Source organism: Kocuria salsicia (genome assembly GCF_007681555.1).
GTDB lineage: Bacteria > Actinomycetota > Actinomycetes > Actinomycetales > Micrococcaceae > Kocuria > Kocuria salsicia.
On record NZ_VELE01000001.1, the window covers coordinates 619,798 to 646,759 of the forward strand.

26 protein-coding genes, 1 tRNA gene and 1 pseudogene are annotated in these 26,962 nt (G+C 70.9%); 15 read left to right on the top strand and 13 right to left on the bottom strand.

Annotated features, from left to right (window positions below):
• Positions 1–78: 78 nt before the first annotated feature.
• Positions 79–1,164 (bottom strand): redox-regulated ATPase YchF, encoded by a 1,086-nt coding sequence (gene ychF, locus FS770_RS02765; RefSeq protein WP_068466945.1) that lies wholly within the window; start codon positions 1,162–1,164, stop codon positions 79–81.
• A 136-nt stretch (positions 1,165–1,300) separates the two neighbouring features.
• Here ychF and FS770_RS02770 point away from each other — a divergent pair, with 136 nt between their 5' ends.
• The 5 genes from FS770_RS02770 (at position 1,301) to FS770_RS02790 (ending at position 6,311) form a co-directional block, all read left to right on the top strand.
• Positions 1,301–2,227, top strand: coding sequence for an ABC transporter ATP-binding protein (locus tag FS770_RS02770; RefSeq protein ID WP_145009753.1), 927 nt, complete (start codon positions 1,301–1,303; stop codon positions 2,225–2,227).
• Positions 2,228–2,331: 104 nt separating this feature from the next.
• Positions 2,332–3,093, top strand: coding sequence for an ABC transporter permease (locus FS770_RS02775; protein ID WP_145009756.1), 762 nt, complete (start codon positions 2,332–2,334; stop codon positions 3,091–3,093).
• Positions 3,090–4,430 (top strand): histidine kinase, encoded by a 1,341-nt coding sequence (locus tag FS770_RS02780; RefSeq protein ID WP_145009759.1) that lies wholly within the window; start codon positions 3,090–3,092, stop codon positions 4,428–4,430. The genes FS770_RS02775 and FS770_RS02780 overlap by 4 nt, the downstream gene beginning before the upstream one ends.
• Positions 4,427–5,038: a response regulator transcription factor gene (locus tag FS770_RS02785; protein WP_145009762.1), complete on the top strand. Its 612-nt coding sequence runs from the start codon at positions 4,427–4,429 to the stop codon at positions 5,036–5,038. Before FS770_RS02780 ends, FS770_RS02785 begins: the two co-directional genes overlap by 4 nt.
• 70 nt (positions 5,039–5,108) lie before the next feature.
• Complete coding sequence (locus FS770_RS02790) at positions 5,109–6,311, top strand: DNA recombination protein RmuC (RefSeq protein WP_244944706.1); 1,203 nt, start codon at positions 5,109–5,111, stop codon at positions 6,309–6,311.
• A 6-nt stretch (positions 6,312–6,317) separates the two neighbouring features.
• Here the strand turns inward: FS770_RS02790 and FS770_RS02795 are convergent, their stop codons facing one another.
• The gene (locus FS770_RS02795; protein WP_144941906.1) at positions 6,318–7,400 is read right to left on the bottom strand and encodes a 4-hydroxy-3-methylbut-2-enyl diphosphate reductase; all 1,083 of its coding nucleotides are present in this window, start codon (positions 7,398–7,400) and stop codon (positions 6,318–6,320) included.
• Entirely contained in the window at positions 7,384–8,310 is a 927-nt protein-coding gene (locus FS770_RS02800; protein WP_244944707.1) for a hypothetical protein, read from the bottom strand. Before FS770_RS02800 ends, FS770_RS02795 begins: the two co-directional genes overlap by 17 nt.
• A 58-nt stretch (positions 8,311–8,368) precedes the next feature.
• On the opposite strand from FS770_RS02800, the gene xseA reads away from it, so the two are divergent.
• Positions 8,369–9,661, top strand: coding sequence for an exodeoxyribonuclease VII large subunit (gene xseA / locus FS770_RS02805; protein ID WP_145009769.1), 1,293 nt, complete (start codon positions 8,369–8,371; stop codon positions 9,659–9,661).
• Positions 9,662–9,742: 81 nt separating this feature from the next.
• On the top strand, positions 9,743–10,051 hold the full coding sequence (locus tag FS770_RS02810) for an exodeoxyribonuclease VII small subunit (protein WP_144941902.1): 309 nt from the start codon (positions 9,743–9,745) through the stop codon (positions 10,049–10,051).
• Positions 10,052–10,064: 13 nt separating this feature from the next.
• Here FS770_RS02810 and FS770_RS02815 read toward each other — a convergent pair whose 3' ends face one another.
• The 3 genes from FS770_RS02815 to FS770_RS02825 form a co-directional block, all read right to left on the bottom strand.
• Positions 10,065–11,282 carry a pyridoxal phosphate-dependent aminotransferase gene (locus FS770_RS02815; protein ID WP_144941900.1) on the bottom strand — a complete coding sequence of 406 codons (1,218 nt, stop codon included), beginning with the start codon at positions 11,280–11,282 and terminating at the stop codon, positions 10,065–10,067.
• 85 nt (positions 11,283–11,367) lie between these two features.
• Positions 11,368–12,414: a glycine betaine ABC transporter substrate-binding protein gene (locus FS770_RS02820; RefSeq protein ID WP_244944708.1), complete on the bottom strand. Its 1,047-nt coding sequence runs from the start codon at positions 12,412–12,414 to the stop codon at positions 11,368–11,370.
• An 8-nt stretch (positions 12,415–12,422) separates the two neighbouring features.
• Positions 12,423–12,947 (bottom strand): NUDIX hydrolase, encoded by a 525-nt coding sequence (locus FS770_RS02825; protein ID WP_144941896.1) that lies wholly within the window; start codon positions 12,945–12,947, stop codon positions 12,423–12,425.
• A 66-nt stretch (positions 12,948–13,013) separates the two neighbouring features.
• Between FS770_RS02825 and corA the strand changes: the two genes are divergently transcribed.
• Together corA and FS770_RS02835 are read left to right on the top strand one after the other, a co-directional pair.
• Positions 13,014–14,054 carry a magnesium/cobalt transporter CorA gene (corA, locus tag FS770_RS02830; RefSeq protein WP_145009772.1) on the top strand — a complete coding sequence of 347 codons (1,041 nt, stop codon included), beginning with the start codon at positions 13,014–13,016 and terminating at the stop codon, positions 14,052–14,054.
• Between the two features lie 35 nt (positions 14,055–14,089).
• Positions 14,090–15,169: a mechanosensitive ion channel family protein gene (locus FS770_RS02835; RefSeq protein ID WP_145009774.1), complete on the top strand. Its 1,080-nt coding sequence runs from the start codon at positions 14,090–14,092 to the stop codon at positions 15,167–15,169.
• Between the two features lie 6 nt (positions 15,170–15,175).
• Here FS770_RS02835 and FS770_RS02840 read toward each other — a convergent pair whose 3' ends face one another.
• The gene (locus FS770_RS02840; protein ID WP_145009777.1) at positions 15,176–16,132 is read right to left on the bottom strand and encodes a LysR substrate-binding domain-containing protein; all 957 of its coding nucleotides are present in this window, start codon (positions 16,130–16,132) and stop codon (positions 15,176–15,178) included.
• A 101-nt stretch (positions 16,133–16,233) separates the two neighbouring features.
• Here FS770_RS02840 and FS770_RS02845 point away from each other — a divergent pair.
• A tRNA-Ala gene (locus FS770_RS02845) sits at positions 16,234–16,306 on the top strand.
• Between the two features lie 104 nt (positions 16,307–16,410).
• Positions 16,411–17,253: a TVP38/TMEM64 family protein gene (locus FS770_RS02850; protein WP_145009781.1), complete on the top strand. Its 843-nt coding sequence runs from the start codon at positions 16,411–16,413 to the stop codon at positions 17,251–17,253.
• A 9-nt stretch (positions 17,254–17,262) separates the two neighbouring features.
• Here the strand turns inward: FS770_RS02850 and FS770_RS02855 are convergent, their stop codons facing one another.
• Positions 17,263–17,592: a hypothetical protein gene (locus FS770_RS02855; protein WP_145009784.1), complete on the bottom strand. Its 330-nt coding sequence runs from the start codon at positions 17,590–17,592 to the stop codon at positions 17,263–17,265.
• Positions 17,593–17,737: 145 nt separating this feature from the next.
• On the opposite strand from FS770_RS02855, the gene FS770_RS02860 reads away from it, so the two are divergent.
• Both FS770_RS02860 and FS770_RS02865 read left to right on the top strand, forming a co-directional pair.
• A complete protein-coding gene (locus FS770_RS02860; protein WP_094394551.1) occupies positions 17,738–18,178 on the top strand; it encodes an ArsR/SmtB family transcription factor in 441 nt (146 codons plus the stop codon).
• Positions 18,178–19,143 carry a cation diffusion facilitator family transporter gene (locus tag FS770_RS02865; protein WP_055086422.1) on the top strand — a complete coding sequence of 322 codons (966 nt, stop codon included), beginning with the start codon at positions 18,178–18,180 and terminating at the stop codon, positions 19,141–19,143. The genes FS770_RS02860 and FS770_RS02865 overlap by 1 nt, the downstream gene beginning before the upstream one ends.
• Before the next feature lie 14 nt (positions 19,144–19,157).
• On the opposite strand, the pseudogene FS770_RS02870 reads toward FS770_RS02865, so the two are convergent.
• The 5 genes and pseudogenes from FS770_RS02870 to FS770_RS02890 all read right to left on the bottom strand — a co-directional run bounded on the left by FS770_RS02870 (position 19,158) and on the right by FS770_RS02890 (position 24,268).
• Positions 19,158–20,332: pseudogene (locus FS770_RS02870) on the bottom strand (M20 metallopeptidase family protein).
• Between the two features lie 31 nt (positions 20,333–20,363).
• Complete coding sequence (locus tag FS770_RS02875) at positions 20,364–20,954, bottom strand: DUF3253 domain-containing protein (RefSeq protein WP_144941877.1); 591 nt, start codon at positions 20,952–20,954, stop codon at positions 20,364–20,366.
• The gene (locus tag FS770_RS02880) at positions 20,951–21,982 is read right to left on the bottom strand and encodes a WcbI family polysaccharide biosynthesis putative acetyltransferase (RefSeq protein ID WP_186366670.1); all 1,032 of its coding nucleotides are present in this window, start codon (positions 21,980–21,982) and stop codon (positions 20,951–20,953) included. Before FS770_RS02880 ends, FS770_RS02875 begins: the two co-directional genes overlap by 4 nt.
• The gene (locus FS770_RS02885; RefSeq protein WP_145009787.1) at positions 21,972–23,195 is read right to left on the bottom strand and encodes a glycosyltransferase family 2 protein; all 1,224 of its coding nucleotides are present in this window, start codon (positions 23,193–23,195) and stop codon (positions 21,972–21,974) included. Before FS770_RS02885 ends, FS770_RS02880 begins: the two co-directional genes overlap by 11 nt.
• Positions 23,192–24,268 carry a glycosyltransferase family protein gene (locus FS770_RS02890; RefSeq protein ID WP_145009792.1) on the bottom strand — a complete coding sequence of 359 codons (1,077 nt, stop codon included), beginning with the start codon at positions 24,266–24,268 and terminating at the stop codon, positions 23,192–23,194. The genes FS770_RS02885 and FS770_RS02890 overlap by 4 nt, the downstream gene beginning before the upstream one ends.
• 108 nt (positions 24,269–24,376) lie before the next feature.
• Between FS770_RS02890 and FS770_RS02895 the strand changes: the two genes are divergently transcribed.
• Positions 24,377–24,997 (top strand): TetR/AcrR family transcriptional regulator, encoded by a 621-nt coding sequence (locus tag FS770_RS02895; protein WP_144941871.1) that lies wholly within the window; start codon positions 24,377–24,379, stop codon positions 24,995–24,997.
• Entirely contained in the window at positions 24,994–26,808 is a 1,815-nt protein-coding gene (locus FS770_RS02900) for an MDR family MFS transporter (RefSeq protein ID WP_144941868.1), read from the top strand. The genes FS770_RS02895 and FS770_RS02900 overlap by 4 nt, the downstream gene beginning before the upstream one ends.
• Positions 26,809–26,962 lie beyond the last annotated feature (154 nt).

A 26,962-nucleotide genomic window follows, 5' to 3' on the forward strand; every position in this document is an offset into this window, starting at 1 on the left:
GCACTGAACTATACAGTGACTGCTGACCTATTTTGGTCATCGCATCGGCAGGTCAGACCACTCAATCGACGCCAGAGGTTATACGGCGAAACGAAATTCCACCACATCCCCATCCTGCATCACATACTCCTTGCCCTCCATGCGCACCTTGCCCGCGGCCTTCGCGTCGGCCATGGATCCGGCGGCCATGAGGTCGTCGTAGGAGACGATCTCCGCCTTGATGAAGCCCCGCTCGAAGTCCGAGTGGATCACCCCGGCGGCCTTGGGGGCGGTGTCGCCCTGGTTGATGGTCCACGCGCGGGCCTCCTTGGGGCCGGCGGTGAGGTAGGTCTGCAGGCCCAGGGTGGAGAAGCCCACGCGGGCCAGCTTGTCCAGGCCGGACTCGTCCTGGCCCTCCATCTCCAACATCTCGCGGGCCTCCTCCTCGGAGAGCTCCACGAGGTCAGCCTCGAGCTTCGCGTCCAGGAACACGCACTGCGCGGGCGCCACCAGCGCCTCCAGCTCAGCCTGACGCTCGGGTGAGGACAGCACGCCCTCGTCCGCGTTGAACACGTAGATGAACGGCTTGGCGGTGAGCAGGTTCAGCTCACGCAGGTTGTCGGTGTCGAGCTTCTCGGGCCCGGCGGCCTCGAAGATCGTGCGGCCCTCCGCCAGCACCTTCTCCGCGGCCTGGTACGCCGCGAGCTGCTCGGGCGAGCCCTTTTTGATCTTGACCTGCTTCTCCAGCTTGGGGATCGCGTTCTCCAGGGTCTGCAGGTCTGCGAGGATCAGCTCGGTGTTGATGGTCTCGCGGTCCGAGGCCGGGTCGATCTTGCCGTCCACGTGGATCACGTCCGGATCGTCGAACACGCGGATCACCTGGGCGATCGCGTGCGCCTCACGAATGTTGGCCAGGAACTGGTTGCCCAGCCCCTCCCCCTCGGACGCGCCCTTCACGATGCCCGCGATGTCCACGAAGGACACCGTGGCCGGCACGATCTTCTGCGAGTCGAACAGCTCCGCGAGCTTGTCCAGCCGCTCGTCCGGCAGGTTCACCACGCCCACGTTCGGCTCGATGGTCGCGAACGGATAGTTCGCGGCGAGCACCGTGTTGCGCGTGAGCGCGTTGAACAGGGTTGATTTTCCGACGTTCGGCAGACCGACGATTCCAATAGTAAGAGCCACGGTCCGCCATCTTACCGGCGCCGCCCGACGACGCTGCCACGCGACTCCGCGGCCCACCCCACCCCTGACACATGTCACGCCCCACTCGTGACAATCAGCAGTTCAGCGCCGCCCCGCCGCACGGGAATCTGGACCCATGAACACCACACACCCACCCCAGCCCCACTCCCCCGCCATCCAGGTGCAGGACGCCGTCAAGACCTTCCGCACCCGCTCCGAGACGGTCCGCGCCGTGCAGGGTGTCTCGCTGGAGATCCCGCGCGGCGGCGTCGTCGCCCTGCTGGGGCCGAACGGCGCCGGAAAGACGACCCTGCTGGACATGGTGCTCGGCATGAGCGAGCCCACCTCCGGGGCGGTGAGCGTGTGCGGCGAGCGCCCGCGCGCGGCCGTGGCCCACGGGAAGGTGGGCGCGGTGCAGCAGGTGGGCGGGCTGCTCGCGGACCTGAGCGTGCGCGAGACCGTGACCATGATCGCGTCCCTCTACCCGGACCACCTGCCCGTGGACGAGGCGCTGGAACGGGCGGGGGCGGCGTCGTTCGCGCGCCGGAAGGTGGCCAAGTGCTCGGGCGGGCAGCAGCAGCGCGTCCGCTTTGCCCTGGCCCTGCTCCCGCGCCCCGAGCTGCTCGTGCTGGACGAGCCGACTGCGGGCATGGACGTGCAGTCCCGCACCGAGTTCTGGGACGCGATGCGCGCCGAGACCGAGCGCGGACTCACGGTCGTGTTCGCCACGCACTACCTCCAGGAGGCGGAGGACATTGCCGAGCGGATCGTCCTGATGGATGCCGGGCGCGTCACGTTCGACGGCTCCGTGGACGAGCTGCGCTCCATGTCTCGGTACCACACCGTGTCCTTCGTGTGGCCGGCCGGCGAACCGCTGCCCCAGTTCGCGGGCGCCACCGTCTCCCGCCGCTCGGAGTCCCGCGTGCACCTGCGCACCGAAGACGCGGACGCCCTCGCGCGCGAACTGCTGACCCGCACCCCCGCGAGCGCCCTGGAGATCTCCCGCGGCGGCCTGGACGAGGCGTTCGCGGCGTTGATCCATCGAGACGACGCCGCCGCGTGAGCCCGCGCGCAGCGCACCGCGGGTGACCGCACCGTTCTCCCGCCCCTCCCCGCGCCCCGCACCTCGCGCGCCCGTAACCGCACCCAGACCCCAAGGAGCCCGTCATGTCCTTGACCTACACCGCCCACGACGTGCGGCGGAACCTCCGCTCGATCCCCAACCTGGTGTTCGTGGCCCTGCTGCCCGCCGTGCTGTTCATCCTGTTCGGCGCGGTGCAGGGCTGGTCCGACGCCCGCCTGCCCGGGGGCAACGTGTCCGCGTACGTGATGGTGTCGATGGCCGTCTACGGGGCCGTCACCGCCACCACTGCGATCTCCGCCGGCGCGGCCCTGGAACGGCTGCAGGGCTGGGGCCGGCAGCTTGCGCTGACCCCCATGGGCACGGGCGGCTACGCGGCCACCAAGGTGGCGGTGGCCCTGCTGATCGCGGTGCTGCCCGTGGTCATCGTGTTCCTGGTGGGGGCGTTCACCAACGCCTCGATGGACGACCTCTGGCGCTGGGCACTGGCCGCCGTGCTGTGCGTGGTGGTCTCCGTGGTGTTCGCCCTCTACGGGCTTGCCGCGGGCCTGATCTTCCGCTCGGACACCGCCGTGGGGGCCGCCTCCGGCGCCCTGGTGGTGTTCGCGTTCTTCGGCAACGTGTTCATGCCGCTCTCCGGCGGGATGCTGACCGTCGCCCGCTTCACCCCCATGTATGGAATCGTGGGCATTGCCCGCTATCCCGTGACCGAAGGTGAGGTGGCCACCATGGGTGGTGCCCCGCAAACCGACAGCCTACTGTGGCTCGTGGTCAACGCCGTGGCCTGGGCCGCCGTGTTCGGGATCATCGCGCTGCTGGCAGCCCGGTCCTCCACGGGCCGCCGATGAGCGCCGCCACGCGGACCGCCCCGCGCCCACGCACCGAGGAACCCGAGCACCATTGGTCCGACCTGCTGTTCGCCACCGTCTGGCTCGTGTTCCTCGTGATCCCCGCAGCGGCACTGCTGCAGAGTGACGAGTCGGTCTGGGCCACTGCCCTGGGACTGCTCGGACTGGTGCTCTTCGCCGGGCTCTACACGCTCTCCTGGATCCGGCAGATCCTGGTCCCGCGCCTGAGCGTGCTGGGCAACGCCGTGCTGTGGTGCGTGGTCCTGCTGGTGCCGCTGACCCTGCTGCTGCCGGCCTCGCCGTGGGGCATGACCTACACGGCCCCGTTCTTCGTGGCCGTGTGCGCGTTCCGGCTGCACCTGCGCCAGGGCATCCTGGCCTCGCTCCTGATCGAGACGGCCGCCCTGGTGCCGCTGCTCATGCTGCTCCCCCGGGAGCAGTGGTTCTGGCCGCTGTTCGGCCTGGTCCTGCCCGGGCCGATCATCCTGCTCTCCCGCTTCGCCGTGGAGCGCTCCGAGACCCACGAGCGCCTGGCCCGCGAGCTCGAGGTCTCCCGGCAGCGCGAGGCCGTGGGCCGGGACGTCCACGACATCCTGGGCCACTCCCTCACGGTCATCACCGTCAAGACGCAGCTCGCCCAGCGTCTCGTGGAGACGGACCCGCAGCGCGCCGTCGCCGAGCTCGACGACGTCCTGGCCCTGTCCCGCGAAGCCCTCACGGATGTGCGCTCCACGGTGGGCAGGCTGCGCGACCTGGATCTGGGGGTGGAGCTCGTCCAGGCACGTGCCGCCCTGCGCGCCGCCGGGATCACCCCGCACCTGCCGTCCTCGGTCCCGCCCTTGGACGCCGCCACCCGTTCCGTGTTCGCATGGATCCTGCGCGAGGCCGTGACCAATGTGGTTCGCCACTCGGGCGCCGCTCACTGCCGCGTCACGCTCACCGGTTCCTCGCTTCGCATCGCGGACGACGGCGCACGGGCCGCGGGTGCCCCCACTCACCACTCAGCCCGGACCGACACCCTGGCTAGTCCGGGCGGCGCGGCGCCCTCGACGAGCCGTCCGAGCACCGACGACGCCGCGGCGGATGCGCCCGACCGGGCCGGTGTGGGGCGCGTCGGCCCGGACCCGCAGCGGCCGGTGCGGGCCGGGTACCGCGGTGAGGCGGCGTCGTCGTGCTCCGGGACCGAGGCACGTTCCGAGGCCTGTGCCGCCGGACCGGCGCTTCGAGAGGGCAACGGCATCCGCGGCATGAAGGAGCGGGCTCGGGCTGCGGGATGTGAGGTGACGGTCGCGCGGGATACCCGGGGCGGCACGATCGTGGAGGTGTGGCGGGCATGACCGAGATCCGAGTGCTGATCGCGGACGACCAGGCCCTCGTGCGCGCCGGACTGGCCGCTCTGCTGGACCTGGAACCGGACATCACCGTGGTGGCCCAGGCCGCCGACGGTGCCGAGGCGGTCGCTCTTGCCGGGGAGCTCCCCGTGGACGTGGCCCTGCTGGACATCGAGATGCCCGGCGTCACCGGGCTGGAGGCCACCGAGCGAATCGTGGCTGCCGGGCGCGGGACGCGGTGCCTGATGGTCACCACGTTCGACCGCCCCGGCTACCTGCGGCGCGCGTTCGATGCCGGGGCGTCCGGCTTCGTGGTCAAGGACACCCCCGCCGCGGAGCTCGCAGAGGCCATCCGGAAGGTGCACGCCGGGCTGCGCGTGGTCGATCCGGCGCTGGCCGAGAAGTCCCTGCTGGCCGGACCGAACCCCCTGACCCCGCGGGAGCAGGACGTGCTGCGGAAAGCGTCCCACGGGGCCTCGGCGGGGCAAATCGGGTGGGCCCTGCACCTCTCCGCGGGGACGGTGCGCAACCACCTGTCCTCGGCGATCGGCAAGACCGGAACCGCCAACCGGACCGAGGCGGTGGCCGTCGCCGCGCGCAACGGGTGGCTGTAGCCCTCCGGATCCGGTGACGAGCCCCGCCGGGGCGCTTATGCGTGTCGGACGGGATTGTCATGGTGAGCGCATGGATGCTTCGGTGATGGCTCAGGTGTGGTGGTTGTGGTCGCTGTTCGCCCTCGTGGTGGGTGTGGTGCTGGGGTACGTGCTGGCCCACCAGAAGTCCACGGCGCTGGAGACCGAGCTGGAGGATGCCCAGGGGCAGAGGCTCGCCGCCCTGCAGGACGCCGCCTCCGCGCGGGCCGCGGCCGAGCAGCTCGAGCAGCGTGTGGAGTCCCTCGAGGCGCGGGCCGTGCAGGACCAGGACGTCATGCGCGCGCTGGCACCGCTCAACGACCAGCTCTCCTCCGTGGGGCGGCACGTTAACCAGCTGGAGCGGGACCGTGCACAGCAGTTCGGGGCCGTGGCCCAGGCCCTGGAAGCGGCCCGCACCACGGACCAGCAGCTGCTGCACGCCACCACCTCCCTGGAGGGCTCCCTGCGCTCCACCACCGCCCGCGGTGCATGGGGCGAGATGCAGCTGCGCCGCGTGGTGGAGGCCGCCGGGATGACCCGCCACGTGGACTTCACGGAGCAGACGGTGCGCGCCACGGAATCCGGTATCCAGCGCCCGGACATGGTGGTCAACCTGCCCGGCGCGCAGACCGTGGTGGTGGACGCGAAGGCCCCCATGTCCTCCTACCTGGACGCCCAGGCCGTCCCCGCGGACGGCTCCCCCGAGAACGAGCAGCGCCGCGCCCAGCTGCTCGCCGCCCACGCCAAGGCCCTGCGGGCGCACGTGAACACGCTGGGCACCAAGAAGTACTGGTCCGCGGAGGAGAACTCTCCCGAGCTGGTGATGTGCTTCGTCCCGGTCGAGTCCGCCCTGGCCGCCGCGCTGGATGCGGATGCCTCCCTGCTGGATCACGCGGCGCGTGCGAATGTGGCCCTGGTGTCCCCGGTGTCCCTGCTCGCGTCCCTGAAGGCCGTGGCGTTCAGCTGGCGCCAGGCCACCCTCACGGACAACGCGCGAGAGCTGTACCGACTGTCCCGGGAGCTCTACGACCGCATGGGCTCGGTGGGCAAGCACCTGTCCGACATGGGCGGGTCCCTGCGGCGCTCGGTGGAGGGCTACAACAAACTCGTGGGCTCCATGGAGTCGCGCGTGCTGCCCTCGGCCCGCAAGATCGCGGAACTGGACCCGACCGTCACGGGTGCCGGAACCCTCGACACCACCCCCGTGGACGCGGTGCCCCGGCCGCTGACGGCCACGGAGTTCGTGGAGGACTGACGCGGCTCAGCGGGAGGGCTTGGTGCCGCGGCCGCCCAGACCGCGGGCGGTGTCCCCGTCCTTGGCGAGCTTCGCGCGCAGCTCCTTGGGCAGGGAGAACAGGATGTCCTCCTGGGCGGTCTCCACTTCCTCCACGGACCCGTAGCCGTACTCGGCCAGCAGCTCCAGGACCTGCTGCACGAGCACCTCGGGTACGGACGCACCGGATGTCACCCCCACGGTAGCCACGCCCTCGAACCAGGACTCGTCCACCTGGTGGGCGAAGTCCACTCGCTCGGCGCGCGCGGCGCCGTACTCCAGCGCCACCTCCTTGAGCCGCACGGAGTTGGACGAGTTGGCCGATCCCACCACGATCACCAGGTCCGCCTGCGGGGCGATCTCCTTGATGGCCGCCTGGCGGTTGGAGGTGGCGTAGCAGATGTCGTCGCTGGGCGGGTCGATCATGTTCGGGAACTTGGCCCGCAGCCGGTTCACCGTCTCCATGGTCTCGTCCACGCTCAGGGTGGTCTGGGAGAGCCACACCACCTTGTCCGGGTCGTTGACCTCCAGGGTGTCCACGTCCTCCGGGGAGTTCACGATCTGGATGTGCTCGGGCGCCTCCCCGAACGTGCCCTCGACCTCTTCATGGCCCACGTGGCCGATCAGGAGGATCTCGTAGTCGTTCTTCGCGAAGCGCACGGCCTCCCGGTGCACCTTGGTGACCAGCGGGCAGGTGGCATCGATGGTGTGCAGGTTCCGGTCCTGGGCGGACTGCACCACAGCCGGTGAGACGCCGTGGGCCGAGAACACGAGCATCGCGCCCTCGGGAACCTCATCCGTCTCCTCCACGAACACCGCCCCGCGTTCCTCGAGGGTCTGCACCACGTGCTTGTTGTGCACGATCTCCTTGCGCACGTACACGGGAGCACCATAGTGCTCCAGGGCCTTCTCCACGGCAATCACCGCACGGTCCACCCCGGCACAGTAGCCGCGCGGTGCGGCGAGCAGGACCCGGCGCTCCCCCGTGACCGGGGCGGCCGCGGCGATCTCCTCCGGGGTACGGCGCACCCTGGGGACGGTGGGCATGGAAAGGTCAACCACTGTGGACATGCCTCTTATGGTAGGTGACCGCCCTGGGGCGCACCACGGCCAGGATCACACCGAACAGCGCCACGGCGCCCGCGCCGAGCATCCCCGTGACGCTCGAGGTGACGAAGGACTCACGCAGCTGCGCCACGATCTGCTCCGTGACCACGTGCGCCACAGGCTCGACGGCGGAGGCGTCCACGAGCTTCTGGGCCGAGCTCAGCGCCACGGCGAGCACCACGCCCGTGAACAGCACGCCGGACAGTCCCACCCCCGCGAGCGCGAGCCACCGGCGGGGTGCCACCACCAGCGCGAGCACCGCCAGGATCCCGGCGAACCACGGCAGCGCGTATCGCCACTGCGCGAGCTGCACGAGGGTGTCCACGACCACACCGGTGTGGGCGCCCGGCACGGTGATGGTGAGGTTTTGGTCTGCGATCCCCGGGGAGAACCCCACGGTCTTCTCCACCTGCTGCTCCACCGCCGCGCCAAGGGCGGAGACGTCCACCACGAACTCGTCCGGTGCCTTGCCCGCGCTCGCTGTCACGGGGACGTTGGCGTCGTGGGTGTCGTCGAGCACCTGGATCCAGGTGCCCTCCTGCTCGGGCGCGGTGAGCCATTGCTGCGCCGCGTTCACGGCGGAGTCGCGGACCCGCTGGAGCACGCCGTCGAGGGCGTCGATCCCGGTTCCAGGGGTGTCGCCAGCGTGGAGCGTGGCCTGGTCCACCAGGGTGCTCACCAGGTCCTCCTGGAACGAGGTCTGCGTGACCACGGAGGCGGCCGTGTCCTGGAAGCCCGAGGGCGAGAGCACGTGGTCCTGCAGCCACGAGATCCCCAGCCACAGGGCGAAACCGGCGCCGGCCAGCAGGGCGCACAGTGCAGCCGCGAGACTGCGCAGCATCGGTGGACGTGGGGAGTGCTCGGGGGTGCTCACCACTCCACTCTAAGGAGAATCCACTGTGCGTGTCCTCGGCGGATGGTAGTCATGTCCCATGAACACCTCGTCCTCCCCCGAAGGCGCCGGAGAGCAGGAACGCCCCCCGGAGCTGCCCAAGCTGGCCCGTGACACCACGCCCGAGAACCCCTGGCCGCTCAGCACGCTCTCCCACGCGCTGCACGGCTGGGTGCAGAAGGCCCCGGACGCGTGGGTCGAGGGCCAGGTGATCGAGGTCAACCAGCGCGCCCGCGTCTCCTACGTGACCCTGCGGGACCTGCAGGAGGAGGTCTCGGTGAATGTCACGCTCTTCCAGCGGGAGATGGCCCGGCTGGAGCGTCCCCTCGAACGCGGCTCGCGCGTGGTCGTGAACCTCAAGGCGGACTTCTACGTCAAGACCGGGCGGCTCTCGATGCTCGGCAGGGACATCCGTCCCGTGGGTCTCGGGGACCTGCTGGAACGCCTCGAACGGCTGCGCCGCGCCCTCGCGGAGGAGGGCCTGTTCGACCCCGCCCACAAGAAGCGGCTGCCCGTCCTCCCCCACCGGGTCGGGCTGGTCACCGGGCGGAACTCGGACGCGGAGAAGGACGTGGTGCGCAACGCCACCAACCGCTGGCCGGGAGTCGAGTTCGAGATCCGCGAGGTCCCGGTGCAGGGCACGGGCTCGGCGAAGGCCGTGATCCAGGCGCTGCAGGAGCTGGACGGCATGGACGCGGTGGACGTCATCGTCATTGCCCGTGGCGGCGGCGCATTCGAGGACCTGCTCTCGTTCAGCGACGAATCCCTGCTGCGGGCGGTGTTCGCCGCCCGGACGCCGGTGGTCAGTGCGATCGGCCACGAGAACGACCAGCCCCTGCTGGACTACGTGGCGGACGTGCGGGCCTCCACCCCCACGGACGCCGGCAAGCGGATCGTCCCGGACGTCCAGGACGAGCGGCTGCGCCTTCTGCAGGCCAGGGCCGCCCTGGACCGCGCAGTGAGCACGCTGATCGACCGCGAGCAGCAGGGCCTGGCCACCATGCGCTCGCGGCCGTCCCTGTCCCAGCCGGACGGCATGATCCTCATCCGCGAGGAGGACCTCGACCGCTGGCGCTCCCGCGCGTGGTCCGCGGCCAACGCGCAGACCCTGCGCGCCAGGGATGCCGTGGGCCAGATGCGGGCCCGCGTCCGCGCGCTCTCACCCCAGCAGACGCTGGACCGCGGGTACGCGGTGGTCCAGACCGCGGACGGTTCCGTGCTCACGGACGCCGCCGACGCCGCCCCCGGCCAGTCCCTCTCCGTGCGTCTTGCGCGCGGCGAGCTGGGCGTGGACGTGACCTCCAGCAGCACGAGGCAGCCCGGAGAGCACTGACCGGGCGGCCACCCCCGCACCCAAGCACGAGCGCAACAGAGCGCCAGAGCACCATCCCGCACCTCACCGGAAGGAACCCCCATGGCACAGCAGAACCAGAACGCAGACACGCAGCAGAACGCCGGATCCCCGCACAACGCCCCCGGCACCGGCCCGGACCTCTCGGACGTCGACGGCCTGGGCTACGAGCAGGCCCGCGAGCAGCTCGTGGACATCGTCTCCCGGCTCGAGGCCGGCGGCACCACCCTGGAGGAGTCCCTGCAGCTGTGGGAGCGCGGCGAGGCACTGGCCACCCGCTGCGAGCAGTGGCTCGACGGCGCCCGGGAACGCCTCGACGCCGCCCGCGCCCGTCGTGAGGACCGGGAGCAGGCGGCGTCGTCGAACGAGTGACGCGCGTGCGGCGCTACTGCTGGTAGGTCGAGAGGAACTCCCCGAGGCGGTCCAGGGCGGTGTCCAGCATGTCCACGGCGGGAAGGGTGACCAGGCGGAAGTGGTCCGGCCTGCCCCAGTTGAAGGCCGTGCCGTGGCTCAGCAGGATCTTCTGCTCCTTGAGCAGGTCCAGGGCGAAGCGCTCGTCGTCCACGATGCCGAACTTCTCCACGTCCAGCTTCGGGAAGAGGTAGAGCGCGCCGTGGGCCTGCTCGCACGTGATGCCGTCGATCTCGTTGAGCTTGCGGTGGGCGATGTCACGCTGCGCCTTGAGCCGCCCGCCCGGCAGGATGAAGTCGTTGATCGACTGGTAGCCGCCGAGCGCCGTCTGGATGGCGTGCTGCGCAGGGACGTTTGCGCACATGCGCATGTTGGCGAGCAGCTTGATGCCCTCCAGGTAGGACTCCGCGCGCCAGTTCGGCCCGGTGATTGCGAGCCACCCGGAGCGGTAGCCGGCCACCCGGTACGCCTTGGACAGGCCCGAGAACGTCAGGCACAGCACGTCCTCGCCCGTGAGGCTCGCGGTGTTGACCATCTCCGCACCGTCGTAGGTGATCTTCTCGTAGATCTCGTCCGAGAACAGGATCAGATCGTGCTCCTTGGCGAGGTCCACGATCTTCTGCAGGGTCTCCCGCGAGTACACCGCACCCGTGGGGTTGTTCGGGTTGATGATCACGATGCCCTTGGTGCGCTCCGTGATCTTGGAGGCCATGTCCTCGAGGTCCGGGTTCCACCCGTTCTCCTCGTCGCACAGGTAGTGCACGGGCGTGCCGCCGGACAGCGCCACCGAGGCGGTCCACAGCGGGTAGTCCGGGGAAGGGATCAGGATTTCGTCGCCCGGGTTGCACAGCGCCTGCAGGGTCATGGTGATCAGCTCGGAGACGCCGTTGCCCAGGTAGACGTCGTCGGTGTCCAGGTTCATGATCCCGCGCGTCTGGTAGTACTGCACCACCGCGGTGCGCGCGGAGTAGATGCCCCGGGAATCCGAGTAGCCCTGCGCGTTCGGCAGGTTCTTGATCATGTCCACGAGGATGGCGTCCGGTGCCTCGAACCCGAAGGGAGCGGGGTTGCCGATGTTCAGGCGCAGGATGCGCTGGCCGGCGGCCTCCATCTTCTCGGCCTGCTCCAGCACGGGCCCGCGGATGTCGTAGAGGACGTTCTTCAGCTTGTCGGACTGGTTCACCTTTGCCATGGGCTCAGACTACTCGGCACTCCCGCGGCCGTGACCCAGCTCCAGGCCACCGCGCGGTTCGCCCCAGACGGGCGGGGCGACGTCGTCAGCGGGGCTGCTCGCGCACGTAGGTGGCCGCCTTCTCCGGCGTCATGGCGGGCGAGCTGCCCCCCGCCAGGCGCGTGATGGTGGTGAGGTCCTCGGACGTGAGGTCCGCGGACACGGCGTTGACCGTGGCCGCGGCGTCGTCGCTCAGAGAGTCGGAGCCGATCACCACGGCGCGCTCCGGGCGGAAGAGCCTGTCCGGGTCGTCGAGGGCCACGAGCCCGTCGTCCTCGATCGCGGGATCCGTGGAGGGCAGCACCGCCGCCTGGACGCCGTCGCTCAGCAGCGCGTCCACGAGTTCGCCCGTGCTGCCGTACTCGGGCGTGGCCCTGGGCGTGCAGTCGTAGTACGCCTTCAGTCCGCGCTCCCCCTGGGCGCTGGCCGCGTAGCCCGTGGGCATGCCCACGCTCAGCTGCCCGCAGTGCGTTCCCACGGAGTTCAGATCCCCCAGCGAGTACTTCGCGCCGGTCACCGCCGTCACCACCATGCGGTCCGTGCGCTGCGCACCGGAGGAGTCCAGCAGCCGGATCCCGCGCGGCAGGACGTCCGGCAGGGCGCGGTACACGTCGTCGTCGGACGGGCCCGTCTCGCCCGTGATCCCCAGGAACTGGCCCAGGGAGTCCAGCAGGCCGCGGGGCGCGTCCGAGCTGGCGACGGGCGTGGCCGACGCCGCGGGGGAACCGCTCGCACTCGGCTGCGGCGTCTCTGGGGTCTCGTGCTGCCGGGCGTAGACGTAGAGGTCGCCGGTGAAGTCGGGAACCATCGTGGCCCGGCCGTCCTGCAGGGCGTCCACGATCTGCTCGCGGGAGGAGCCCACGTCCACCACGGTGGCGTTGACCCCGTCCGCCTGCAACCGCTGCTGGTAGAGGTGCGCGAGCACCTTCGTCTGCACGTCCACGCCGGTCGCGATCTTCACGGTGCCGCCGTCCGACGACGCTGCCGAGGCCCCGGTCTGCGCGCCGTCCCCGCCGTCCTGCGGTGCAGCCTGCCCGCAGCCGGCCAGCGCAAGCGCGCCGAGGGTGAGCACGGCCACCGCGCGAACGCGCACCCCGGGGTTCACCGGTCCCCGCCGCGCCCGGGCTCGGTGGAGACGTCCTGCTCCGCGATGCGCTCGGTGGGGGTCCGCGCCGCGCCCAGACGGTCACTGAGACCCGCGAGCCGCAGTGCCTGGTCCACCAGGTCCAGCCGCGGGGTCGAGCCGACCTCCGCGAGCGGGATCCAGGCGACGTCGTCCGAGGAGCCGTCCTGCTCCACCGCCATCTCCCCGCCGGTGACGTGCGCCGTGTAGATCACCCGGCACGCGTGGTTGCCGCGGTCCTGGCCGTCCAATCGCTGCTCGGGGGTCATCCAGTAGCTGTGCACGTCCACGAGCCCGTCCGAGTCCACGCGGAAACCGGTCTCCTCGAAGACCTCGCGGACCATGGTCTCCGCGGGCTGCTCCCCCGGTTCCATGCCCCCGCCGGGAAGCGTCCACGCACCCTCGAAACCCGGGTGGCGGGGGTTCCAGTGGGTGAGCAGCAGCTGCTCGTCACGGATGATGAGGGCGTAGGCGCCCACGCGGGAGTCGAAGGGCTGAGTCATGGGCGCCAGTCTACTGACGGGCCCCTGCGGTCCCTGACAGTCGCCGTCGGGGCCCATAATGGCCGGGTGAGCATCGTGGAGAGCGCCATCTACCGAGACGGCCGCAAGGTCGAGTCCCCCCGGTCCCTGCAGGACACCTACCGGCTGCTGCAGACGGTCATGGACCGGGCCCAGCAGGACTGCGCGCAGGACGACCACGCGGACACCGTGGTCGCCTGGATCGGGCTCTACCGCCCGTCCAAGGAGGAGATCGCGTCCCTCGCCGAACACTTCCAGCTTCACGAGCTCGCCGTGGAGGACACCGTCCAGGCGCACCAGCGGCCCAAGATGGAGCGCTACGGGGAGACGCTGTTCACGGTGATCCGCCCGGCCGTCTACCAGGACGAGACCGAGACCGTGGAGATTGGCGAGATCCACATCTTCACCGGCCCGAACTTCGTGATCACCATCCGCCACTCCGAGTCCAGCGGCGTGAGCAAGGTCCGCAAGAGGGTGGAGGCGGATCCGGAGCTGCTGTGCTTCGGACCGGACGGCATCCTCTACGCGCTGCTGGACCAGATCGTGGACGACTACTTCCCCGTGCTCAGCGGCCTGGAGAACGACATCGACGAGATCGAGGACTCGTTGTTCGCGGGCGAGTCCAACGTCTCCCAGCGCATCTACGAGCTGGCGCGGGAGGTCAACGAGTTCCACCGCGGCGTGGCGCCGCTCAGCGAGGTGATGCGCCGCTACTTCGCGGGCTTCACCAAGTACGGCACGCACGAGGAGCTGCAGCACCGGCTGCGGGACGTGCTGGACCACGTGATCCAGGTCAGCGGCAAGCTGGACTCCATGCGCTCCTCGCTCACGGACGCCATGAGCCTGGACTCAACCCTCACCACCGCGCGGCAGAACGAGGCCGCGATGGTACAGAACGACCAGATGAAGAAGATCTCCTCCTGGGCGGCCATCCTCTTCGCCCCGTCCATCGTGGGCTCCATCTACGGCATGAACTTCGAGAACATGCCCGAGCTGCACTGGACCCTGGGCTACCCCTTCGCCCTCGTGCTCATGGTGCTCGTGGGCGTGGTCCTCTACGCGGTGTTCAAGATCAAGGACTGGCTGTGAGCGCACTCCCATCCGCCACCTCTAGCCTGGCAGGGATGGACAACTGGGAATTCTGGCTCGACAAACCCTTCCGCGTGGCCCTGGTGATCGTGGGCGCGGTGGTGGTCTCCGCCGTCGTGCGCCTGCTCATCCGCAAGATCACCCGCGGGATCGCGCGCGGCACGCAGTCGCGGATCGTGCGGCGCTTCGACCACGGGCAGGCCCGCTGGGTGCAGGACTCGGGGATCGCCGCGGAGCGGCAGGCCCTGCGGGCACGCACGATCGGCGCGGTGCTCTCCTCCGTGTCCTCGCTGGTGGTGTGGGCCATCGCGATCCTCATGGTCATCTCGGAGCTCGGGTTCAACATCGCTCCCGTGCTCGCTTCGGCGGGCATCGCGGGCGTGGCCCTGTCCTTCGGCGCGCAGTCGCTCGTGAAGGACTACCTCTCCGGGGTGTTCATCGTCGCGGAGGACCAGCTGGGCATCGGGGACTCCGTTGACCTGGGTGAGGCCATCGGCACCGTGGAGAACGTGGGGCTGCGCGTGACCCAGGTGCGGGATGTGAAGGGCACCCTGTGGCACGTGCGCAACGGCGAAATCCTGCGCGTGGGCAACCAGTCCCAGGGCTGGGCGCGCTGCGTGCTGGACATCCCCGTTCCCTACGACACGAACATCGACCTGATCGCGGACATGATCGCCCACGAGGCGCAGATGGTGCGCGACGATCCGGACATCGGGCCCAGCATCGTGGAGGACCCGGAGGTGTGGGGCGTGGAGAACGTCACCGGTGAGAACATCACGCTGCGCCTGGCGGTGAAGACCGCGCCGCTGCAGCAGTGGGACGTGGCCCGCGTGATGCGCGTGCGGATCAAGAAGATGCTGGACCGCGAGGGCCTGCGGATCCCGGCCACCAACCAGGTCACCGTGCGCACCGGCTCGGAGCCCGAGATGCAGGGCGATGCGCCCACCACCTCGTTCCCCGTGCCGCGCGTGCCGACCACCGGCAACCTGCGCACCACCCCGGTGTTTCCGCACCCCGCGGACGCGGACAGCCACACGCCGGACGGGCGCACCCCCAGCCGCGAGGAGACGGGCGGCGCGGGCACCACGTCCTCCGAGCGCCGCGGGGACGGCTGAGCACTTTCAGCGGCGCTTCTTGTTCCGCCCGTTCTTGACCTTGCGCCCCGGCTTGCGGCGCAGGCCCGGCTTGGTGCTCGCGCCAGCCTTGGCCCAGCCCCCGGACTGGGCCTTCGCGGCGGGCTTCTTGGGGGTCGACGACGCCGCTGCCACCGGTTCCACGCGCTCCTTCGCCGTGGGCTGCTCGGCTGCCTTCTTCTCCCGCTGCTCGGACGACGACGCCGCGCGGCCGGCTTCCTCCCGCCCGCTGGTCTCCTTGCGACCACGGACCACTCCCACGAAGCGCTGGACGGCGTCCTCGGTGTCGTCGTCCAGACCCTTCGGCCACACGAGGGCGACCGGAACGGTGGGGGCGTCCGTCAGCTCGCGGGTGGTCACGTCCTTGCGGGCGTGCAGCCGGGCCACGGACATCGGGAGGACCACGGGGCCCACACCGGCGGCCGCGAGCTCGACGGCCATGGCGGCGTCGTCGATGTCCGCGTGGGGCTGCGGCGTGGACTCCTCGGTGAGCTGCGCGACGGTGAGGGTGTCGAGGACGCCCAGGACGTCGTCGGTGCTCAGCACCGCAACCCGCAGCTCGTCGTAGAGCGGCACGGCGTGGTGGGTGGTGCGCAGGGACTCGAGCGATGGGTCCGCCGGGCTCCAGCCGAGGCGCACGAAGCATGCGGTCACGCTGCCGCCGTCGAGCGCCTCACGCCAGCCGGCGGCGGGGACCAGCTCGTCCCGCAGCACCGGGCGCATCCGCCGCTCGCGCCACCGCCCGAACCACTTGCCGGGCATCACACCGGGCACGTAGCCGATGGTGAGGCCGTGGCGGGCATCCGTGGGTTCGGATGCGGAGGGCGCCTGCGCGGCGTCGTTCCCGGCGCTCTCCTGCGGGGTCTCCCCTGCGGTCTCCGCGGGGGTCTCGTGGGCGGTCTCGACGGGCTCGGACAGCGGCACGGTGGGGTCTTCGGCGGTCATGCCACCAGCCTAGGCGCCGCGGCGCACGCGACCCGCCACGTCCGCCCCACCGGCTGATGTGCGAAAACCGGCCGGGAGGACTAGAGTGTTCCCTGTTGTTCGGGGCTTTAGCTCAGTTGGTAGAGCGTTTCGTTCGCAATGAAAAGGTCAGGGGTTCGATTCCCCTAAGCTCCACAGTCCCAGGAAGCCCGTTCCCTCCCCGGAGGGAACGGGCTTCCTGCGTGTGTGATGGACCCGAGGTGCCCGCCCCCGCCGCCCGCACCGTGGAAGTGGAGAGAATGACCGACGAACCGATGAGCCTCGAGCCCGCCTCCCACACCGCACCGGAGGATCCTCGCGCGGCTGCGTCGCGCTCCCGTCCCACCACGTCGGGGGAGCCCACAGACCCCGCGGGACCTGTGGACCCGGTGGCACCGGCCAGCAGCGGCGTGCAGTGGGGCGAGGTCCTGCGCAACGCACTGCTGGTGCTCGTCCTCTTCGTGATGCTCTGGCTCGCGTTCCACGTCAAACTGCCCTCGGCGCAGGTCCTGCGGGACCAGCTGGACGGCTGGGGCGGCCTGGCGTGGGCCGCGTTCATCGTGTTCTACGCGGCGCTCGCCGTGACCCCCATTCCCGTCTCGGTCCTGGCGATCGCCGGGGGCGTGCTGTTCGGCGTCGTCGAGGGCAGTGTGCTCTCGGTGATCGGCGCCATGCTGGGCAGCTGGGTGGCGTACTGGCTCGCTCGCGGCCTGGGGAAGGCCACGGTCAGCAAGCTGCTCGGCAGCCACGCGGCCACCGTGGACGAACGCCTGCAGGAGGCGGGCACCTCGGGCACCTACCTGCTGCGCCTGACCCCGGGCCTGCCCTACTGGGTGGTCAACTACGGCAGCGGCGCGTTCGGCGTCTCTCAACGGTCTTTTCTGATCGGCAGCGCCCTGGGCACCGTCCCGGGGCAGGTCTCCCTCGTCGCGATCGGTGCGTTCATCACCGAGCCCACGGTGATTCACGGCACGGTCATCGGCGTGGCGTGGGTCGTCGTGCTGGTGCTGACGCTGCTCGCCTACCGGGAACTTCGCCGGGCACGCAGGGCCAGGGTATCGACGTCGGCGAGCGGCACCGCAGAGGGCCTCGCCGGCCAGTAGCCCGGCGGCTCAGCGGCAGCGCTCCTGAGAGTCAGCCGTGACGCCCGCCGATTGCCCGCGCACGTTCCGGAAGGTAGTTCGGTACGGAAGATTCCGTGGCTTCAGCCTCCGGGCACTGCCCGGCGCGGCGCAGCGGACGGGCAGGTGGATGAGCACGCTGTTCGCGCTCACCCCGAACAGACCCAGCAGCACCACGAGCACCACGGTGGCCGGGGTGGACCCGGTGAACAGGGTCGTGGCGAGCAGCACGACGGCGGTCGCGGCCACCCCCGTGCGTCGAAGAGGCGGCAAGCTGCCGCGAGGATGCGGTCCTTGGCGGGCTCGGGTGCGGGTGGGCATGGCGTGTGCTCCTGGATGCTGGCGGGGATCCGACTCCGTGGTTCGGCCGCGTCACCCTCCTGAGAGTGACAAGGTAGGCCAGTCCACCTCAAACAGATCCTTATTCACCCCTCGCATTCACGCGCTCCAGCGATATCATCGTCGTATGGCGATTGATCCTGACGAGCTCCCCGCCCTCGACGCGCGGGCGACGGCGGCGTACTCCCATCTCTTCCAGGCCCTCAGTGAACCCACCCGCCTGGCTGTGCTCCAGCACCTGGCCGGCGGAGAGCACCGCGTCCGGGACCTCGTGGAGCACATGGGCCTGGCCCAGTCCACGGTGAGCAAGCACCTGAGCTTCCTCGCGCAGTGCCACCTTGTGGCTGCCCGCCCCGAGGGGCGTGCCACGTGGTACTCCCTGACCCACCCGGAGGAGCTCGCGGCGGTCATCACGGCCGCGGAACGGGTCCTGCACACCACCGGCACGGACGCCGTGCTGTGCTCGCACCTCCACCATCCGCCTGTGGCCGCGGGGCTCGACGACGTCGCCACCGGCACCCGCGCCGCGCGGCTCACCGCGGTCCCCTCCGGCCGAGGTGAGCGCTGATGGGCGCGGGGCACTCCCACGGAGGGCATTCCCCCGGCTCGGGGCACGCCGGTCACGAGCACGCAGCAGCGGCGGGCGGAACCACGTGGCGGCTGTGGATCGCGTTCGGACTGACCGCGGGGATGGTGGTCGCCCAGGCGGTCGGCTCGGCGGTCACCGGGAGTCTCGCGCTGCTCACGGACACCGTCCACGCCCTGACCGACGCCCTCGGACTGCTGGTGGCTCTCGTGGCCGCGCACCTGATGGCCCGCCCGGCCAGTTCCAAGCACACCTGGGGCTTCCGGCGGGTGGAGGTGATCGCGGCGCTGGCGCAGGCCACCCTGCTGCTCGGTGTGGGGGTCTTCGCGGTGGTGGAGGGCATCCGCCGGCTCCTGGAGCCGCGCGCGGTGCCGCCCACCGAGCTGCTCGTCTTCGGCGCCCTGGGTCTGGCGTGCAACGTGGTGGCCATCCTGGTGCTCTCGTCCAGCAGGGGCGCCAACTTCAACATGCGCGCCGCGTTCCTGGAGGTGGCGAACGACGCCCTGGGCTCCCTCGGCGTGATCGTGGCCGCGGTGGTGATCGCCACGACCGGCTTCCAGCGCGCGGACACCGTGGCCGCCCTGTTCATCGCCGCGCTGATCCTGCCGAGGGCCGCTCGGATCATGCGGGAGACGGCTGCCGTACTGATGGAGTTCACGCCCCGGGGGCTGGACCTGGACCTTTTCCGCGAGCACATCATGAGCCTGCACCACGTGGTGGACGTGCACGACGTCCATGCCTCCACCGTGGCCACCGGCCTGCCCACGATCAGCGCCCACGTGGTGGTGGAGGACGAGTGCTTTCGGGACGGCCACGCGGCAGACCTGCTGCAGGACGTCAAAACCTGCGTGGCCGAGCACTTCGCCGTCTCGGTGCACCACTCCACGTTCCAGATCGAGACAGCACGCATCAAGCACGCGGAGTCCGACGAGGTCTTGCACGCCTGAGGTGGGCATGCCCGTCAGCCGAGCTGCAGCCGGCCCCACGCGAGCTCGGCGAGCGCCGCCGCCTGGGCGCCCAGAACGGCGTCGTCGTAGCGCACGTGCGGCGAGTGGTTCCAGGGTGCGGTGGCGAGGTCCACGTCCGCCGGGCTGCACTGCAGGAACACGAAGCACCCGGGGACCTCGCGCAGCACGAAGGAGAAGTCCTCGGAGCCCATGCGCGGGTTCTCCATGACCTGCACGTGCTCCGCGCCGAACAGCCGGGTGAGCGTTTCCCCCGTGAAGCGCGCCTCCTGCGGGTCGTTGATGGTCGCGGGGTAGAACTCGTTCCAGTCCACCTGCGCACGCAGCCCGTAGGAGGCGGCGATGCCGTCCGCGAGCTCACGGACCAGGTGGGGGAAGCGTTCGGTGGTCTCGCGTGACAGGGTGCGCACGCTGCCGGCCGTGCGGGCGCTGTCCGGGATGACGTTCATGGCCTCCCCGGCCCACAGCTGCGTCATGGTCACGACCACCGGGTCGAACACGCTGAACCGGCGCGTCACCATGGTCTGCAGCGCGGTGCCGAACTCGCACAGCGCCGTGACCGGGTCCTTGGAGGTCCACGGCTGCGAGCCGTGCCCACCCCTGCCGTGGAACGTGACGCTCAGGTGGTTGGCCCCCGCCATGAGGGTGCCTGGGCGGTAGGTGAACACCCCGGGCTCACGTGGATCCCGTAGGCCGCGACGGGGCGCTCGCCCGCGGCGTTCAGCACGCCCTCCTCGATCATCGGCGCGGCGCCGCCGGGGCTTTCCTCCCCCGGCTGGAACATGAACACCACGGAGCCGGGCAGCTCCTCCCGGCGTGCACTCAGCAGCCTGGCCGCGCCCACGAGACCGGCGGTGTGCAGGTCGTGCCCGCACGCGTGCATCGCGCCGTTCGTGGAGGCGAAGTCGAGCCCCGTCTGCTCCTCGATCGGCAGCCCGTCCATGTCCCCACGCAGCAGCACCGCGGGCCCGGGACGCCCGCCCCGCAGCACCGCGACCACCGAGCTCAGCGACCGGCCCAGGGTGATCTCCAGGTCGCAGCCGTCCAGTGCCTCCAGCACCTGCCGCTGCGTCCAGGGGAGGTCGTTGCCCAGCTCAGGGTGGGCGTGCAGGCGCCTTCGCAGCTCAACGAGCTCGGGCTGCAGCAGCTGGGCGTCCTCCAGGAATGACACGTTCGGGCTCCTCGGTGGTGGTGGCGCGGCGTCATCGCCCGGGCTCGGGCAGACCCTTGAGGGCCGGTCCAGGCGCCAGCCGGACCGGACCGCGGGCGGTCGCAATGTCCACCTTCTCACCTTTTTGCCGCACCGTGATCTCGCCCACGTCCGCGAGCACCCGCGCCGCCTCCCGGACTCCGTCCATCAGTTCCCGCCACTGTTCGCCGCCCAGGGCGCGGGCCACGTCCGAGGGGCAGATGGTCTTCCCCGCCCGGTGCCTCAGCAGGGCGCGGATGGTCGCCTGTTCCCGTGCGCGCCGGCCCTCCTCCGTGGGCGGTTCCCACCAGGGTTCGCCGCGCTCTCCCAGCGCAACCTTCGCATCCTGGACACGCTGCCTCGCCCCCCGGCCCTCGGACCTCACGGCACGGCGGGCACCCATCAGCTCCGCGACGAGTTCCTGCCGCAGCGTTTCCGGGATCCCGGGGTCCGTGGCGCGCCAGCGCCGGCCGTTCACCACCACGTGGTGGCCGTCTGCGGTGCGCTCCGGGCCCGACGACGCCGTGCCCTCCGGGTGCTCTCCGCTCGCCTCCCGAGCGGCGTCGGTGCCCGACGCCTCCCCCTGGTCCCTGCGCCTGCTCACGGGCGCAGCCCCAGGCGCTCGATCAGGCGCGCGTGCCGCGTGAGCCCCGCCGAGACCACGGCGGGATTCTGGGCGTACCAGCGCAGGTGCTCCGCGGCCACGGTGTCCTCCGTGAGGTGCGACCCCTGGACGAGCCAGTCCTCCCGCGGCCCGCCGTCCAGGTCGGAGGCCGTGTACCCGAAGACCTCGAGAGTGCTCTCGTGGACTGGCGCGCGGATGCCACCGAGCAGCACCCTCCCCGGGTCGGGCACCGGCGCGGAGAGCCCCGCCGCATCGAGGATCTCGGAGGCCACGGTGCGCAGCACGTCGTTGCACGGGTGGTTGATCACGTGCACCGCGTTCGGACCGGCGGCGTCCAGGACGGAGGCGACGTCGAGCGTGCGGTGGGCCTCCTGCCGGATCCGCAGCTGCGCGAGGGACTCCTCCCGCCCGGCATGCGCGGCGGCGGCCGAGGGATGCTCCAGGTGCACGGTGCTCTCGCCCCGGGCGGCCGCCGTGAGGACCCGGAGGTCGTGGTACGGCACCACCGGCGGGTCCCCCGCGCTCGGCGCACGGACGATCGCGAGCGTGGGCATGAATGCGGACCACCGCATCGCGGGCACGCGAACAACCTCCACCCGGGGGCCCAGACGGGGCACGACGTCGTCCGTGCCCAGCGGCAGCCCACGGTAACCGGGCGCCACGGGCTGGGTGACGAACAGGCCCAGCCGCGGCAGCAGGGCGTGCAGGTGCGGGAGGTCCTCACGGGTGAGCTCGTGCACCGGGGGCATTCGCACGCCGTGCCACTGCCCCTCCAGCGCTCCGTGCAGCAGCACGCGCAGTGACTCGGCCTGGCAGTTGCCGTACACGGCGAACAGGGGGAGGTCCGGAAGCTCTGTGAGCCCGTAGAAGTCTCCGTAGTGACGGCGCCGCCCGTCGTCCTGCAGCCCCTGCCCGCTCACGGTTGACTCCGCAGGCGGGCGGTGCACGGCGTCCTGGCCCTGCGGATCAACATCGTCGATCACGTGCGGCGTGTGCTCAGCGGGCATGTCCCACCCTGTCCTCGAGTCGTGTGCTGGTGTCTGCGGCGTGGACGGGCGCGCCAGGATCGGGCACGGGTCTGCGGTCCGGGCACGATTCGCCCCGCCGCACGGCGCGGAGGTCCCGAACGCTCAGCAGTCCGGGCACCTCGCTCTCCCCCTCCGCGCACCAGACGCGCAGGGGGACCTCCAGACGGAGCGGAGCGTGGACGTCTGCCAGGAGCAGGGCACGGTCGAGAATCTCGCGCGGAGGTTCCCCCGCGCGGGCGCGAGGGTCCGCGGCCAGCGCGGCGGGAACGTCCTCGCGGTCCACGAACCAGATCCCGGCGTCCGTGTCCCGCAGCAGGTGGGCGGCACTCAGGTATGCCTCGGCGTCGTCGTCGTGACCGCCCACCCGCACCACCACCCACGGCTGCTCGAAGACCACGCCCGCGCCGCGAGTGCTCGGCAGGGGGATGCGCTGCGCCAGCGCCAGGGTCTCGGCGTCCTTCACCGCGCGGGAGATCCCGCGCCCGGCGAGGTCCGGCCCGTCGTGCCACGCCCGTGCGGAGGGCACGTGGCGGAACTGCGCACCCAGCTGCCAGCAGCGGAAGGCGAGGTCCCAGTCCTCCCCGCCGTAGCCCACGAGCGACTCGTCGAAACCGCCGCAGCGCTCGAACAGCCGCCGGTCCACCGCGAGCAGCGCACTGATGACGAGCCGGAAGTCCTCGGTCCCCGCGCGGGAGAGATCGGCGGTGCGCTCGTATCCCTGCGCGAGCCACTGCGGGTCCTCGAGCCGCCGCGCTCCCGGTGCCGAGCCGGTGCTGATCCACTCCACCACCGCCGGCACGTCACAGCCGGAGAGGTCCGCGTGATGCCTGGCGCCCACCGCGAGCGCCCCGTGGCCGTCGTCCGCGTCCCGCACCCCGGCCAGGAGGGCGGTGAGGAACCCGGGTTCTGGGATCATGTCCCCGTCCAGGAACACGATCACCTCCCCGGAGGACGCGCCCGCGCCCAGGTTCCGCGCCGCCCCGGCCCGGAAGCCGAGGTTCTCCTGACGCACCACCGAGCTCGCGAACGGCAGGGGCGGGAGCACCGGGGGCACGGCGGAGCCGTCGTCGCTCACGACCACCTCCATCTCGGCGACCGGGTGGTCCTGCAGCGCCAGCGCGGCAAGCAGCCGGTCCAGGCCGTGCTGGTTCTCGAAGTAGGGCACGACGACGCTCACGGCGGGCGCACTCACCGGTCACCTCCGCGGTTCGCCGGGATCTGTTCGCCCGTGAGCAGTGCCCACTGCCGGGCTGCGGCCACCCGTGTGGAGGGCAGGTCCTCGCCGTTCCAACGGGCAGGGTCGATCCACGTGCTGCGCGGGTCCGCGAGGGCGGCCCGCAGCGCGGCGGAGAGGTCATCGGTCAGCGTGAGCGCCCAGGGTGCCCGCTCGGCGAGCTCCTCGAAGAAGGGGTGCGGCGTCACGATCGGGGCGCGCCCGCTCGAGATCCACCGTCCGATGGACCCGGAGGCGGAGACGTGGGCCGGCGCAACCACCGGGACGGTGACCCGCTGCGCGGCGCGGGTCAGGGCGGTGTCGTCGAGGAACCCCGTGGTCCGAAAGCTGTGGCCGTGACGGCGGGCGGCCGCATCGAGCGCGGGGACGAGGTCCTCGTGGCCGTCCGACGCGCGACCGAGCGCCACGACCTCCACTGGCGTATCGAGACCGGCGAGCGCCTCGATCACGCTCTCGTGGCCCTTGCCCGGGTAGAGGAAACCGAGGACGGCGACCCTGGGAACCCGCTCCGTGTCGTCGCCGTCCGACAGGGACAAGGGACAGGGAGGCTGAGCACCGGCCCACTGCCAGGCGCGGTGCCAGGGACCCGGTTCGGGAGGGTCGATGGGCAGGTGGTTCACGTGCACCGGCAATCCCGAGGTGGCGGGGACGTGGCGCTCGAGCTGCGCGCGCTCGGAGGCGCTGCACACGATCACGGCGCGGGCGACATCGACCACGCGGGCGAAGGCGGCACGGCGAGCTTCGAAGGCGTGGCCGTCCGAGGGCTGGGGGATGTCGTGCACGGTGACCGTTACCGGGCGGACCGCGGCGATCTCCGCCACGGTGGAGGCCGCGGCCTGCGGTGACGGGCCGAAGACGCGGTCCGTGAAGTGAAGGTGGACCGGTGAGGACTCCCCCAGCAGGACCGGTCGCAGCTCCGTGAGCGAACCGGCCACCGTGCGCGCGTCGGGAGTGTGTGCGGCGAGGTTCTGGGCGTGCATGCGGACGCCGTGCTGTTCGGGGCCCACACAGGCCAGGAGGGGTGCGATCACGCGTTCACCCTATCGAGCACCTCCGACACGATCCGGGGTGAGCGAGGTCATACCCCTCGCGCAAAGTCTGCACTTGTGCAAGTTTGCACTCATGCATAAAGTTGACGCGTGTCCGAATCCAACCCGTCACTGCGCGAACGCCACCGCACCCGCACCCTCGCCGAGATCCACCAGGCAGCCCTGGAACTCGTGGGCGAGTGCGGCTACGGGGACACCGCGGTGGACGCCATCGCCGAACGCGCGGGGGTCTCCCGCCGCACGTTCTTCAACTACTACCCCTCCAAGGAGGCCGCGGTCCTGGGCGCCACCGAACCGCGGATCTCCGAGGCGGCGCGCGAACGGTTCCTGGATCCGACCACCGGAGACGAGTTCGCCCGCACCGTCCGGCTGTTCATGGACGTGCTGCGGGACGCCACCGGTCCCCCCGAGTTCACGGCCCGCCGTCACGAGCTCGTGGAGAACAACCCCGAGCTCAAACGCCGGGTCGGGATGCACATCACCACCGTGGAGAGCCTCGTGGTCTCCACGGTCGTGGAGCACTCGGCCCAGGGCACCACTCCTCGATCCGAGGAGACATCGCACGCTTTCGTTCTACTGGCGGGTGCGGTCATCAAGTTCGCGTTCCGCACCAACACCCACCTGGCGACCACCCTCGACGACGACGCCGTCCAGCTCGCCCTCGACCACGCCATCGGTGTCTTCCGCACCGCCCTCAAGGAGATTTCATGACAACCACCGTCACCCGGGCTGGGACCAGCCCCGCCACCGAGGAGAAACCCACACACCTCGGCTGGCTTTTCGCGAGCCTCATGGTCGTCATGCTGCTCGCGTCCCTCGGCCAGACAATTCTCTCCACCGCCCTGCCCACCATCGTGGGCGACCTCGGCGGCGTGGACCACATGAGCTGGGTCATCACCGGCTACATCCTGGCGTCCACCGTGATGATGCCCGTCTACGGCCGCATCTCGGACCTCTTTGGCCGCAAGCCGGTGCTGCTCGCCGCCATTCTCCTGTTCCTCGCGGGTTCCGTGATCGGCGCGTCCGCCGGGACCATGGGATGGCTCATCACCGCCCGCGTGGTCCAGGGCCTGGGTGGCGGCGGTCTGATGATCCTCGCCCAGACCTCCATCGCGGACGTGGTCCCCGCCCGGGACCGCGGCAAGTACATGGGCGTCATGGGCGCCGTGTTCGCGGTGTCCTCCGTGGCCGGGCCGCTGCTCGGCGGCTGGATCACCGAGGGTCCCGGCTGGCGCTGGGCCTTCTCGTTCAACATCCCGCTGGGCATCCTGGCCATCATCGCGGTGGCCGCGTTCCTGCGCCTGCCCCAGCGCACCCGGGAGCGCAGCCAGCGGATCGACTACCTTGGCATGGTCCTGCTGGCCGCGGCCACCACGTGCGTGGTGCTCGTGTGCACGTGGGGCGGCACCCAGTACGACTGGAACTCCCCCCAGATCCTGTGGCTGTGCGCCACCACCGTGGCCGGCGGCATCGCCTTCGCGGTCGCCGAGACCCGCGCGAGCAGCCCGGTGATCCCGCTGTCCCTGTTCAAGGACCGCAACTTCACGCTCACCACGCTGTCCGGACTCGCCGTGGGCGTGGCCATGTTCGGCGCGCTGGGCTACATGCCCACCTACATCCAGATGGTCAAGGGTGTGGACGCCACCCAGGCCGGTCTGCTCATGACGCCCATGATGGCGTCCCTGCTGATCACCTCGATCGTCTCCGGTCAGGTCGTCTCCCGCACGGGCCGGTACAAGTTCTTCCCGCTGGTCGGCATGGTGGTCATGGGTGTGGGCCTGTGGCTGCTGTCCACGCTCCAGGTGGACGACTCCACCTTCAGGATGTGCGCCTACCTGGCCGTGTTCGGCGCGGGCATCGGCCTGAGCATGCAGATCCTCGTGCTGATCGTGCAGAACTCGTTCCCCAACAAGATCGTGGGCACCGCCACGGCCGCCAGCAACTTCTTCCGTCAGGTCGGTGCCACGGTGGGCTCCGCCGTGGTGGGCTCGCTGTTCATCTCCCGTCTCAAGGACCTGCTGGCGGAGAACCTGCCCCAGGTTCCCGGGGGCGCGGGAGGTGCCAGCGGCGGCATGAACGCCAACTCCTTCACGCCGCAGAGCGTGCACGCCCTGCCGCAGATGTTCCGGGACCCCGTCATCCAGTCCTACAACGATGCCCTGCTGCCGATCTTCCTCTACATGATTCCGCTCGCGCTCGTTGCCCTGGTGATGCTCGCATTCGTGGTGGAGAAGCCGCTGTCCACCCGCGTGGACCGGGAGGTTGTGGAGGCTGACTCCGACGAGCCGGACGCCACCACCGGTCAGCTCGCCGTGGCCACGGCAACCACGGGCGCCGGCCCGAGCTACGACCCGGCCGCCGCCCCGTCCTCGGCGACGACGGCGCCCGCCTCCGTCGCGCAGGCAGGCACCGGTGCCACGTCGTCCACCTCCGACGCCACCCCGACCGAGACACGGGCCGTCGCGAACCACCGCGCGGGACGCTCCCGCCGTCGCCGCTCGGCACCGCGCCACAGGGCGTGAGCCCGCGGGAGGGCGCACCGACCGGGCCGCGGCACACGCCGTGAGCGCCGCGTCGTCGCCGTCCCGGTAGCGGCAGGCACTGCAACGCACGAAGGGGCCGGGTGACCGGCCGGGACACACCTCCCGGCTGGCCACCCGGCCCCTTCTGCATGTC